Genomic DNA, 11968 nt, shown 5'->3' on the forward strand with positions numbered 1-11968 from the left:
CCGAACAGACGCCTCCCGCGGTTTTTTTATTCCTTGATTTCCTTGAATGAGGCGTCATATAACCGGAACATGGTCTTGTACCCCGACTCGTCGATCTTGATTCCGACATCAAGCCGTCCGGTAATTTCCATCGCTCCGGATTTATACCTCAGTTTCACGTCGTCCGGAACAAACACGATCATGATTTTGTTCCAATATGTCTCATCGCCGTTGTCAAAAGGGCATTCGGCTCCCGGTTCGGGAATAAGCAGAAACCAGTTCTTGTCAAACGAAAGCACCTCGCCCATGAACCCCTTGATCGTCACGGTGGAGCCGCTAAGGTCCCAAAACCGTTCCGAAGGCGTGGTCTGATCATCCCCGTCAAAAAACTCTCCCCAACCGATCGAGGTCGGCCCGGACTTGGCGTTGGCGGTTGCCTTATTGCCGGATGTAGCCGCCTTTTTCGGAGAGGCTTCCGCTTTTTGGGCAGGCGCCGCTGCAGCCTTCGTTTCCGTTTTACCTTCGGCAACCGCATCCGTCTTCGGCTTGGCATCCGCATTTTGCGTCTGCTTTTCTTGCTTTGGCTTTGCCCCTTCCTCCGGTTGTTCTTTTTGTTCCGCCGTATTCTCTTGAGCCGGCTTCTTTTCCTGTTCTGCTGCAGCTTTCTTGACTGCCGCGGCAGTTTCTGAAGGCTCCGATGCCGAGGCATCCGTCGAAGGAACGGATTCCTCAGTCTTATCTTCCGTGGTTTCCTCCGAGTTATCGGTGCTGCTCTGTGACGGCGTACCGCCGGTTGATACGTTTTCCGCAGCAGGCGTCTCGTTTTCGGTCGAAGCCGCGCTCGCGATAGCTGCATCCGGGGATACCGCCGCCGCAAAAGACCCGATGTCCGCTTCGGCCTTTCCGGTCGCCCCGTCCTGACCGCACCCCGCAATTAACAATACGAAAACGAATGCAACGGGAAGCAGCGCATTTTTGATGTTCACTTCAAGCACCTCCTTAGCCTTTAAACAACGCTAGCGGGTTCATCCGGTATAATCGGAAAGCAGGCAGCAAGGAAGCCGCCAGGCCGATGGCAAGAGCTCCCGCAGCAAGCAGCGCATGATCACCGGAAACAAGAAACGGATCGATGCGGATTCCCGCGTATCGGAACAAGGTATCCTGAAGCAAATATCCTCCCGCATGACCCGCCAGGAATCCCAGTATTACGCCGACTCCCGTTAATACGAGCCCTTCCCCCAGCATCACCGTCAAAATATACGTTTTTGATTTCCCCAATAGCCTCAGCAAACCCGCATCCTTTGTCCGCTCTCCCGCGGCGGCGACCATCGACAACAGAACGGTTACCGCGGCGAGCAGGATACATAAGATCGTGACCACTCCCAGCAGCTCCGTCCCTTTGTCCACCATGTTGACCACATCGGCAACCGCTTTGGATGAATAGGCCACCAGCACCCGTCCTTCTTCCCGGAACAAATTTCTAAGCTCCTGCCCCGCCTGCAAACCGGACGGTTTTACGACAATGGCGGTAATTTCGCCCTGATCTGCCGGTTGCCCGTGGACGGCCCACGCGTAATCCACCGTCGTAAAAATGGCGCGGTCATCCGCCGTGTTCAGCCCGGGCAAAATTCCCGCAACTTTATAGGCGAAACTATGATGCGCGTCATGCTCATCTTCCTCCTCCTCATCGAGATGGAGATCTTCCGTTAAACCGTGGGAGCCGGTAAATGTATCGCCGATCTTCAAATCCAGCATTTTTGCCGCATAAGCCCCGATCACGACCTCACCCGTTCGCCCGTACAAGCTTCCTTCCGTCATCTTCCGGTCCCCGTAGCGAATCAAAAAATATTCCGGGTCCACGCCCACGATCGGAAACTCTCCGTATCGGTCACCGGTCGTCAGCGCAAAAGCGCGGTCAACCCCGGGATGGTTTTGTACGGTTTCCAACGTATCTCCCGGGATATTTCCGTTCGGAGCGCCGACATGGTAAAACGTGTTCAGTACCAGCTGGGATTCGCTGCCTTGGGCTCCGATTACGATATCGAACGGTCCATATCCCTTTTCCGCCCCCTGCTCCACCCCCGCCTTGGACAAGGAAAGCAGGATGATAAACGCAACGGTCGCGGCTACGGACAGTACGGTCAGCAGAGACAGAAACTTGCGGTGCAGCAGGTTTCTCAGTAAGTAATGCGGCAGGCTCATATCGCCACCTCCCCGGCAGAGGTTTTACGGTTCAATTCGTTAATGGCATGAATATGAATGCAATCCGGAAACCGCTCAGCCATTTTGAGATCATGAGTAACGACAAGCAGCGTATGGCGGGAACTCCCGCATAATTCCAAAAGCAATTCCGCGATCCCGTCCGCCGTCTCCCAATCCAGGCTGCCCGTCGGCTCATCGGCCAGCACAAGCTCGGGTTCATGGATCAGCGCCCGAATGATCGCCACCCGTTGCTGCTGTCCCCTGGACAGCTCCCATGGCTTGTGGTTGCCGCGATCCTCCAGCCCGACCCGCTTCAGCCAAAAGTCGATTCTGTCGCGCCGTTCGGCGGCACTTCCCTTTCGGGACATCGCCATTTCAATGTTCTGCCTTGCCGTCAGGGACGGGATCAGGTGAAAGTCCTGCAATATATATCCGATCCGTTCCGCACGATACCGGTCGCGGGCCGCTTCATTCATCGCCGTAATCGTTTTTTTGCCGACGCGGATTTCGCCGGCATCCGGGGACATCAACCCGCTGATCAAGTGAAGCAGCGTGCTTTTTCCGGAACCGCTCGGCCCGATGATCGCGATATTGTCCCCCTGCTTTACGCTCCACTCCGGGATATTCAAAATCGGAATTTCTTTTCCCCCCACGGAAAAGCGCTTGGTCACTCCTCTGATTTGCAGCATCTGTTTTCCCCCTCATCCGTAAAAGAAAACAGGAGAAGCATTCATCTCCTGTTTTCGCTTTAGGATTATTCCCATTATTTCAACAGGAGCCGTTCGGACAAGGCATCCCATTTTAACGTTTTTCCGGTCAGCTGGTTGAACGCGGAGAGCGGCAAGTACAAGGTTCCGTTATCGATATCTGCCTTAAAGGAAGCGGCCTTCCCGTCCGCTTTCACCGAGCCCGCGGCAAGATCGACCGTGATCGTTCCGCCGTTTCCTTTCAATGTCGCGGTATTGCCATTCTCCTGATAAGTTCCGCCAAGCGCTTCGGACAGGGATTTCGCCGGGTACAGTACTTCCTTATCCCGGTTGATTTTGAATTTCGGGTACAAATGCTTGGATTGCAGATTAGCCGTTGCGCTTGTCAAATCGACGCCGAGCACCTCTGCGCCGGCAAGCGCGATCTGCGTATTGTCTACCTGGCCCGTCACTTTCTCGGCAATCGGCCCGTAGGCCCATACCCCGACGTCTACCGCGGAGTGTCCGTGACCCGACCAGCCGATCAGCAACCGTTTGGAAATAACGGCATTATAACCGCCTTCGCGCTTATAGGAGGAACCGTCCCCATCCAAAATAAGCTGAGCCTCTTCATCCGTCAGATCGGTGATCCAGCTGTTCTCGGCCACGATTTTTTTGATGTCGGCAATCGTTTTGGCCTCGTTCAAAGAGTTGATCAAATATTCGGAAGAGTGCTTTTGTTTGTCCCACAAATCGATGTTAACCTCGTAAATATTGTCACGGGAAAGCGAAAGGCCGCCCGTTTCATGGTCCGCGGTGACGACGACCGAGGTGTTTCCGTCTTTCTTGGCGAATTCGACCGCTACCTTAAATGCGGCATCGAAATCCAGGGCCTCTTGAACAAGGGTCGGCAGGTCGTTCGCATGTCCCGCATGGTCGATACGTCCGCCTTCGATCATGATGGCAAATCCGTTCTTGTCCGCGGACAAAATTTCCAGCGCCTTCGAAGTCATTTCCGCAAGGCTCGGTGTTTCTTCGGTTCTGTCAGGCACATAAGCCACATGGGAGCTGCCGAACAACCCCAGAACCTTGGAATCTTTGGAACTCAACGACGCCAGGCCCTTTGCGTTTTCTACGACCTTGTAGCCTTTGGCTTCGAACTCTGGAAGCAGGCTTTTGTCGGTGCGTTTGCCCTTTTCGTCTTTGGTGACGAAAAACTGTTTGCCTCCGCCGAAAAGAACATCCACTCCGCTGTCCAGATACTGCGATGCGATGGCGCTCTCATTGTCGCGGTTCCGCACGTGAGACGCGTAAACGGCAGGAGTCGCATGGGTAATGCGAGCCGTCGTCACCAGGCCGGTGGATTTCCCGCTCAGTTCGGCCGCTTCGATGACGGAAGCGAACGGCTTGGAAACATCCTCGTTGGATACGCTGATGGCGGCGTTGTAGGTTTTATGGCCGGTCGCAAAAGCGGTACCCGCCGAGGCCGAATCCGTCACAATCCCGGAAACGATGGTCCCGCCATCCTCGCCGCGGTCGGCGTATGTAGTGGCTTGCCCCACGTAATAAGAATCGAGGTTCAACTTTTGGATTCCCTTTTCGAACTGCTGGTAATATCTTGCCGCGGAAATTTGCGCCGGTCCCATGCCGTCTCCGATCAACACGATCAAGTTTTTCGATTTCTTTTGCCCCTGCGGATTTCCGTCTTCCTTGGCGATGGCTGCAGGACCTGCGGCGATGACGGACAATGCCAGACCGCTGATCGCCAGTCCCTTCCAGAACTTATTCATTTGCGTTCCCTCCCAATTTTTCTAACTAAGTTGAATTTTATAGGGCTTGTATTCGGGGAATGTCAGAAGAATGTTCCGGCTGGGTAAAACATCAGGTGGGCGATGCGGGTGATCCGGGGAGAGTTCGAGGAGAATTGAGCTGTGAACGGTTGAGAAGTTCATTATGGGACACGCCTTTCTTTCGCATGTACGAGAAAAGTAGCTTTCGCTAACCGTTTCGTTATTAAACAAAAAAAAAGAGCCTCCCCTCCGTCATCTAACATGACTTTTGGGAAAACTCTTTTTACGTAAAACAATATGCGGTCGAGAGGACTCGAACCTCCACGGGCGTACGCCCACTACCCCCTCAAGATAGCGTGTCTGCCATTCCACCACGACCGCGCGGCAACATGTAAAACGAACATTTTTTATTATATCTTCGTGTTCGGGAAATGTAAAGTGGTATTAATTCCCTGATTCATCCTTACGTTTGCGGTAGCGGGCGAAATCGAGATATTCCTGAATAAATGCCGCTTCCTCCGACGACAAATCGGCATACAACTCCGCCCATTTCGCAATTTCCGTCATGTACGTCTCTTTTCTCTCGTTGACCTGGCCGGCCTGTCTTTCCTTTCCGGTTAACAACCAATCCAGACTTACATCAAAATATGCCGCGATTTCGATCAGTTTATTGGTGCTCGGCGTGGACTTCCCTCGTTTCCAGTCGCCCAGATTCCCCGTACTGATGCCGAGTTCCAGGCAAAAATCTTTTTTCGTCAAACCCTTCGTTTTGATCAGCCATTCAATTCTGTCGTAAATAGTTGACAATATATTCAGCCCTTCTTTCAAAAAGCGCCAAATTACGTAATTGCGTTAATGACATTGTAAAATTACGTATTTGCGAGTATAATGATATCAATTACATGTCGACCACGCTATCATCGCCCATTATATCATAATTTTTCCATCCTGATAGACCCATCATGCCTCTACTCATTTTCACTCCTCTTTAAAAAATCCAAGTAACGGTCCCCTTTTACACGGACCATAGGAGCGTACAAAGTGACGGATACATTTACGCTGTGGCAGGTTGCCGCCGATTCTCTTCCTAAAGGACTCGCTATTGTAGACCGGAACGGATGCATTTTGTTCACAAACCGCACCTGGATCAGCATGGCCTTTTCGCATGGCTACTCCCCCCTTTGGGACCGGCCGGGAATAAACATTATCTCTCATTTCACGGACGAAGCCGGATCGGAACACCCTTTAAGTCAAAATATACTACACGGAATAACCAGCATTTTAAGCGGAAGCACGGAATATTACTCCGTCGAGCTTTGCCTGGAGCATCAGGGAAATCTTTGGTATTTAATGGAGGCCTCCCCTCTTAAGATAGAGGACCCTCCGACGAATTACGGAATGATGCTGCTCTTCACGGATATTACGTCTTATAAGGAATCCGAGAGACGGTTGAGGGAAGCCGCTTCGCATCGGTGCGAACTGCACGGCCTTCTGCCGATCTGCGCGGTCTGCAAGAAGATTAAAGATGAAGGAGAGCGCTGGAACTCGATCGAGGAGTACTTGCGGCAGCATACATGCGCGGAGTTTACTCACGATATATGCCCGGATTGTATCCGGCTATTGTACCCGAAATACTCTTCCGTATTGGATTCCCCCGATAAGCATGGCGGCGGATGTTGACCCTGTTGCTGCCGAAAACGACGCTTTTGAATACCGTCTTCCCCGACCACACACAATAGGAATGGAATTTCATGTTTACGGTCATCAAGGAGGATATGAATGATGAAATTGATTGCTATCGATTTGGACGGCACTCTGCTAACCGAAGAAAGTAAACCAAGCTCGGAAGGGATCGCGTCCATACGCAGGGTGCTTGAGCAGGGCAAACATCGGGTTTCGATTTGTACGGGGAGAGCCTACCATGACGTCCGTCATTTGCTCGGCGATGAATTGAAGTTACCCGTTATTTCATCCAACGGCGCGGCCATTTATGACGAGAACGGCCGTCTTCTTCACGAAACGCCGATTCGTAAGGAAGTATCGGACGAGGCTATCACTTTCCTGAAGAACCATGATGTATATTTTGAAATTTACTGCCCCGAGACGATTTATACGGAATTCAGCATCAAAGACAAATTACGGGCCGAAATGGATATCCTCAAGAGCGCAAACCCGGAGATTGACGGAGATCAGCTTCTGGAAAGCACGCTCCTCAAAGCGGTGCAGTTCGGAGTCGAACAAATTGAGAATTCGGACCAAATTATTCAGCGGGGAACTTCCGTCCTTAAATTGATCATTTTTACTTTCAACAGCACCAAGCTGGACCGGATTCAGGAACATTTCGACCGTCTGCCGTCCGTCCATACAACCTCTTCGGCCGAGCATACGCTGGAAATCATTTCGAAGGAAACGGACAAAGGGCTCGGCGTTCGTTTTTTGGCGAATCATTTCGGAATCCCGATGGAAGACACGGTCGTGATCGGTGACAGTTATAACGACTTGTCCATGTTCCGCGTTGCCGGGGGCCGAATCGCCATGGGGAATGCGGTTGATGAAATCAAACAGCTCAGCACGGCCGTGACCCGCGACAACAACGATCATGGAGTTGCGTACGCGCTGAACCATCTGATTGACGATTAAATCTACGGGATTACTTCGTGACGAACCGCAGCAGCGGGCTTATCAATGAAGGCAGGAGCGAAACATGTCCTTCCCCCTCTATTTCCTTCAGTGTTGCTTTCAACGGCGTACCGGACATCCGGATTCGGCTTACAAGCTCCCTGGCATCGTGAACCATCGATGGCTTCTCCTCAGTTCCGACGGTGACGGATAGCTCCGGTACAGGGTTCAGATCGCTTACCCGATCCTTAAATTCATCCCATTGTTTGTAAAGCATGCCGTTTTTCCACCAGATGGATGGACTGGCCGCCGCGAAACGCTGGAAATGGCCGCGCTGCGAAAACAATGCATATAATGTCAAAAATCCGCCGAGCGAATGCCCGAACAACGTCTGCTTAGAGCGATCCACTAAATATTCCCGTTCGACGGCGGGTTTCAGCTGGGTTTCGATAAACTCCAGAAACCGGTCCGCTCCTCCGTTTTCCGGCCATGCCGTCCCTCCGGGCCGGGGCGGCAGCTCGTCTTCGGCCGCATATACCGTATAGTCGCGGAACCGCTCCTCGGTCACGATCGGATTCGGGGAATCATAGCCGATACCGACAATAAGTGCCGGCGGAATTCCATGCGGGCCTCTAGCCTGCATCCGCATCGACTCGGCCAGGGACGCGAAGGATGCATTAGCGTCCAGCGAGTATAGGACCGGATATCCTTCCCGGGGCGGCGGAGAATCAGGGATCGACAGCATGATCCGGTATTCTTGTCCCGTATTCCTTGCGGTCATTCGCCAAACGACGGTCCCGGGGAGCGCATAACGGCGGTCATAGTCCGTAATGACGGCCGGTACTTCGATATGCTGAGCGAATAACCGCTGCAGCGCTTCCGGGAATCTTCTCATCATGAACATGTCGTCATGCGTCGCTTCCGGATCGAGGACAAAAGTCAACCGCTCCGCCGGCATCCCCTTCTCCTTCATGAATGCAAATACTTCCTTGTTATTTTCAACCATATACTTCTGGGCATTATCTTTATAAATCCCTTCGCGGCCGCCAACAGACATATAAACCCTGAGGTTCGTTTTCAGTCCTTCGGAGCCTCGAATGAACTCCATCGCTCCCTCGTACCAAAAGGATGCCGACAAGATTCCAAGGTTTCCGAAGACATCGGGCCTCCAATACCCGGCAAACCAGGAAATCAGCCCGCCGAGCGAACCGCCGACCATCGCCGTATGCTCCGCTTCCGCGCGGGTCCTGTATTCACGATCCATGTACGGCTTAATGGCATCGGCTACCTCGTCGACGTATTTTTTACCGCTGCCCCCGAAGCCGCCGGTCTTCCCGGTCAAAGAGGCGGAGGGCCAGGGCGTATACTCATCATTTCGATTCCCGGTCTCAATGCCGACCAGAATCAATTCGCATAACTCCCCCGTCAAAAATAAATGCTCGAGATATCGGATACATCCTTCGAACAGGAATCCTCCGTCTTGAACATACACGACCGGGTAGCTATTTTGGGAATGCCCATACGAAGGAGGAAGGTATACCTGCACCTCCCTCGAACCGATCATAATCCGATGAAACAATTTCATTCTGTCCTCCATAAGCTGCCACTGTTTTATTTTTTACTCCGGAACAACAAATAGACAAAATAAGGCACTCCCAGCAGGGAAACCACGATGCCCACGGCCAGCTCGGCGGGAGCAAATACGGTTTTACCGACAAAATCAGCCATCACGACGATCGCGACACCCAAGACTCCGCTGACAGGGATCATGTGCTTATGCTGTATGCCTACCAGCTGTCTTGCCAAATGGGGAGCGAGCAGGCCGACGAAACCGATGGAACCCGACACGGCAACGCTTGCACTCACAAGGCCGATGCTGCACAAAAGCAGCACGTTTTTTTCCCGTTCAACCGCTACGCCGACACCCTTGGCCCCATCCTCGCTCATTTGCATCAAATCCAGCACACGGGAGCGAAGCCAGACGATCACCGGAATCACAATGACCCATGGGAGAACCGCAACGACATATTTCCAATTGGCGCTGTGAAGGCTTCCGGATAGCCAGACAGCGGCCATTTCATAGTCCTGCGGATTCATTTTCAGAGAGACGTACAAGGTGACCGCCCCGAAACCCGATCCCATGGCGATCCCGACCAGAATGAGGCGCTGAGGATCCAGCTTGCCGTTATGCCTAGCAAACAAATAAATGATAACCGTGGCCGCTATTCCGCCCGCGAGACCGAACAGCGGCATGGTCAGGACACCAAGCCAGCCGGTCAGCTTGACCGTCCCCTGGATCAGAAACATAAACAGAACCACGGACATTCCCGCACCGGCATTGATGCCGAGAATCCCCGGATCGGCCAATCCGTTTCGCGTAACCCCTTGAATGACCGATCCCGCCACCCCCAGCGCAAATCCGACAAGTGCTCCCAATACGATCCGGGGAAGCCGAAAATCAAAGATGACCAGATCATGATCCGGCTTGGGGTCGATGCGCAGCAGCGTTTTGACGATATCCTTTACAGTGATGTCAAAAGTTCCGTTGGTCAGGCTCAAATAAACCGCGACAAATACGAAAATCACCGCGGCAACCAGCACGGCAGACGTTCTTCCGAACGAAGCTCTAGGCACGCTGTTCCCCTCCCCTCGTTTTGATCAGATAGAGGAAAAACGGAACGCCGAACAAAGCCGTCACGACGCCGACCGGGGTCTCGAACGGATAATTGAGAAAGCGGGCGATGATATCGCTGGCCGCGAGAAATAAGCCCCCGAGAACCCCGGAAACCGGGACGATCCACCGGTAATCCGAACCGGACAAAAACCTGGCGATATGGGGAATGATCAAACCGACGAAGACGATTTTGCCGGCCAGCGCCACGGACACCCCCGTCAAAATGACGACAGCCAGCATGGCCAGGCCTTTTACCAGCCAAACCCGAAGCCCCAAGCCCGCGGCCGTATCTTCCCCGAGCGAAAGCGCCGAGACCGATTTGGCCAGGATCAGGCTCAAAGCCAAACCGACGATCGCGAAAAGAATGCTCAGCTTAATCAGCTCCGGGTCCAATTGATGAAGTCTGGCGTTATACCAAAAGCTGATTTTTTGCGAAAGTTGAAAATAAGTCGAAATCGCACTCGAGGCACCGCTCATAAAGCTGCCGATCACAGTACCCAAAATGGCCAAACGCACGGGGGACAACCCCTGGGGAATCACCCGGGCCAGTCCGAATACGAGCCCGGCCCCCACCGCCGATCCGAGCAAGGAGCATAGAATGTAGAGATTTGAATTCGCGGTCGGCACAAGCACCATAAACAAAGTGACGGCAAACACCGAACCGTCCGCCACCCCCATAATGGAAGGGGAAGCCAGATAGTTCCTTGTTATGCCCTGCATGAGCGCGCCGGAAACGGCAAGAAACGCGCCGATCAACAATGCGCCGACGACCCTGGGCAATCTTGAAGTCATGACGATCTGGTGATCGACGCTTTGTTCGTCAAACGCAAACACGGCATTCCAGACAACGCCGGGGGTAATATCCTTCGCACCGTATTGAATGGAAAAAATAATTAGCAAAAGAGCGGCTGCCGGAGCCATCACAAGGATGCACACCGGCAGCAATTTGTTGTGTCTCATTTCAGCAACACGCCTTAATCTGTTCTATTGGTTCAGGTTTTCCACAGCCGCTTTCATAAACTCGATTTTGCTGTAAGCCGTTCCGCCTTGGGCCAAAGGATCGACCACGTTGACGAACAGCTTGCCGTTTTTGACGGCGGAGATATTTTTAACGATCGGATCGTTCTGGAATTCTTCAAGCGCATTCGGCGTATCTTTGTTCTCATCCGGAGAGAATTGGAGGAACACATAGTCAGGATTCATTTCCGCGAATTTCTCTTTGGAGACCAGCTCCTGAGCTTTGGCCGCCTTCACTTCCTCAGGCACGCCAAGTCCGAGATCCCCGTACAGCACCGGATTAAAAAACACCTTTTCCGGATAAATGTACAATTCGCCCGCACGAATACGGATAGCGACGGCTTTGGAGCCCTTGACCGTATCGCTTAGCTTTGCTTTTGCGTTCTCCAGGTCGGCTTTATATTGGCTGATCGCTTGTTCGGCCTGATCCTGCTTGCCGCTCAACTCGCCCAAGAGGCGCAAATTGCTTTCCCAATCGGTGGAGATATGGGAGTAAGGAATCGTCGTGGCGATTTTGTTCAGCTGCTCCATGACTTCAGGTTTAAATTTGGTGCTCCCCAGAATAACATCCGGTTTCAGCGACAAAATCGTTTCAAAATTCGGTTCCGTCTTTTCCCCGGTCGAGGTCGCTTCCGACGTAATCGGTGCAAACAGTTCAGGGAATTTTCCGGCGAACGAGATGGCGCCTACCGGCTTAACGTCAAGCACGATTGCATCTTCCATGGCTTCGACTGCACCGGTAATTACAATGCGCTCGGTGTTCGTCGGCACGGTATATTCCTGATCCAAATATTTCACGGTTTTCGTTCCTGTTGCTTCTCCCGCCTCGCCTTCGTCTGTTGTTGCGGCATTTCCGGACTCCGCCGATGCGGATTGAGTCGTTCCGTTGCCTGCCGCATTGCCGGAAGTTGCTTTGTTCTCTCCTCCGCAAGCAGAAAGCATAACCGCAAAAACCAAAAGCAGACCCGCTATCCATTTCATTCGTTTCATGGTCTTTATGT

The 11968-nt window shown here is 52.7% G+C and carries 11 protein-coding genes and 1 tRNA gene; 2 read left to right on the forward strand and 10 right to left on the reverse strand.

From position 1 onward, the window contains the following. Positions 1–26: 26 nt before the first annotated feature. From ACSFXJ_RS20015 to ACSFXJ_RS20040, 6 genes are all read right to left on the reverse strand, one after another. Positions 27–965, reverse strand: a complete 939-nt coding sequence (locus tag ACSFXJ_RS20015; RefSeq protein ID WP_435922119.1) for a hypothetical protein — start codon at positions 963–965, stop codon at positions 27–29. A gap of 13 nt (positions 966–978) precedes the next feature. Then, entirely contained in the window at positions 979–2181 is a 1203-nt protein-coding gene (locus ACSFXJ_RS20020; RefSeq protein ID WP_435922120.1) for an ABC transporter permease, read from the reverse strand. Beyond that, entirely contained in the window at positions 2178–2870 is a 693-nt protein-coding gene (locus ACSFXJ_RS20025; RefSeq protein WP_435922121.1) for an ABC transporter ATP-binding protein, read from the reverse strand. Before ACSFXJ_RS20025 ends, ACSFXJ_RS20020 begins: the two co-directional genes overlap by 4 nt. A 74-nt stretch (positions 2871–2944) precedes the next feature. Then, positions 2945–4657, reverse strand: a complete 1713-nt coding sequence (locus ACSFXJ_RS20030) for an alkaline phosphatase (protein ID WP_435922122.1) — start codon at positions 4655–4657, stop codon at positions 2945–2947. A 298-nt stretch (positions 4658–4955) separates the two neighbouring features. Next, a tRNA-Leu gene (locus ACSFXJ_RS20035) sits at positions 4956–5038 on the reverse strand. 63 nt (positions 5039–5101) lie between these two features. Next, a complete protein-coding gene (locus ACSFXJ_RS20040; protein ID WP_435922123.1) occupies positions 5102–5464 on the reverse strand; it encodes a helix-turn-helix domain-containing protein in 363 nt (120 codons plus the stop codon). A gap of 234 nt (positions 5465–5698) precedes the next feature. Here ACSFXJ_RS20040 and ACSFXJ_RS20045 point away from each other — a divergent pair, with 234 nt between their 5' ends. After that, positions 5699–6337, forward strand: a complete 639-nt coding sequence (locus ACSFXJ_RS20045; RefSeq protein WP_435922124.1) for a PAS domain-containing protein — start codon at positions 5699–5701, stop codon at positions 6335–6337. A gap of 99 nt (positions 6338–6436) precedes the next feature. After that, complete coding sequence (locus ACSFXJ_RS20050; RefSeq protein ID WP_435922125.1) at positions 6437–7297, forward strand: Cof-type HAD-IIB family hydrolase; 861 nt, start codon at positions 6437–6439, stop codon at positions 7295–7297. A gap of 10 nt (positions 7298–7307) precedes the next feature. Here the strand turns inward: ACSFXJ_RS20050 and ACSFXJ_RS20055 are convergent, their stop codons facing one another. From ACSFXJ_RS20055 to ACSFXJ_RS20070, 4 genes are read right to left on the reverse strand one after another with little or no spacing between them, the layout of a single operon-like run. Next, positions 7308–8861, reverse strand: a complete 1554-nt coding sequence (locus ACSFXJ_RS20055) for an alpha/beta hydrolase (protein ID WP_435922126.1) — start codon at positions 8859–8861, stop codon at positions 7308–7310. A 26-nt stretch (positions 8862–8887) separates the two neighbouring features. Beyond that, a complete protein-coding gene (locus tag ACSFXJ_RS20060; protein WP_435922127.1) occupies positions 8888–9910 on the reverse strand; it encodes a FecCD family ABC transporter permease in 1023 nt (340 codons plus the stop codon). Continuing rightward, on the reverse strand, positions 9903–10910 hold the full coding sequence (locus tag ACSFXJ_RS20065) for a FecCD family ABC transporter permease (protein ID WP_435922128.1): 1008 nt from the start codon (positions 10908–10910) through the stop codon (positions 9903–9905). The genes ACSFXJ_RS20060 and ACSFXJ_RS20065 overlap by 8 nt, the downstream gene beginning before the upstream one ends. Positions 10911–10934: 24 nt before the next feature. Further along, positions 10935–11957 (reverse strand): iron-hydroxamate ABC transporter substrate-binding protein, encoded by a 1023-nt coding sequence (locus tag ACSFXJ_RS20070; RefSeq protein ID WP_435922129.1) that lies wholly within the window; start codon positions 11955–11957, stop codon positions 10935–10937. Between the last annotated feature and the right edge of the window lie 11 nt (positions 11958–11968).

It is taken from the genome of Paenibacillus salivarius, from assembly GCF_051307165.1.
Lineage (GTDB): Bacteria > Bacillota > Bacilli > Paenibacillales > Paenibacillaceae > Fontibacillus.